The sequence below is a fragment of the Pseudomonas brassicae genome (genome assembly GCF_010671725.1).
GTDB classification, from domain to species: domain Bacteria; phylum Pseudomonadota; class Gammaproteobacteria; order Pseudomonadales; family Pseudomonadaceae; genus Aquipseudomonas; species Aquipseudomonas brassicae.
Window position 1 is genome coordinate 1 of record NZ_JAAHBU010000628.1, and the last position, 502, is coordinate 502.

At 63.5% G+C, this 502-nt stretch carries 1 protein-coding gene; it reads left to right on the top strand.

Going from position 1 to position 502, the window contains the following annotated elements:
- Positions 1-502: 4Fe-4S dicluster domain-containing protein (locus G3436_RS26750; protein ID WP_178116629.1), on the top strand; the 502-nt coding region annotated here is incomplete at both ends.

Sequence of the window (502 nt, forward strand, 5' to 3'; positions counted from 1 at the left end):
CGCAACCAGCGCATCAAGCTCGACAAGGCGCCGATGAGCACCAACAAGCTGTTGCGCAAGCTGGCCAAGCACAGCCTGTGGCTGGGCATCGGTTTTGTCACCGGCATGACCTTCGTCGGCTACTTCAGCCCCATCCGCGAGCTATGCATCGAATTCTTCACCGGCCAGGCCGACGGCTGGGCCTACTTCTGGGTCGGTTTCTTCACCCTCGCCACCTACGGCAACGCAGGCTGGCTGCGCGAGCAGGTCTGCATCTACATGTGCCCGTACGCACGCTTCCAGAGCGTGATGTTCGACAAGGACACGCTGATCGTGTCGTACGACCCTCGGCGCGGCGAAGTGCGCGGCCCGCGCAAAAAGGACGTCGACTACAAGGCCAAGGGCCTGGGCGACTGCATCGACTGCACCATGTGCGTGCAGGTGTGCCCGACCGGCATCGACATCCGCGATGGCCTGCAGGTCGAGTGTATCGGCTGCGCGGCCTGCATCGACGCCTGCGACA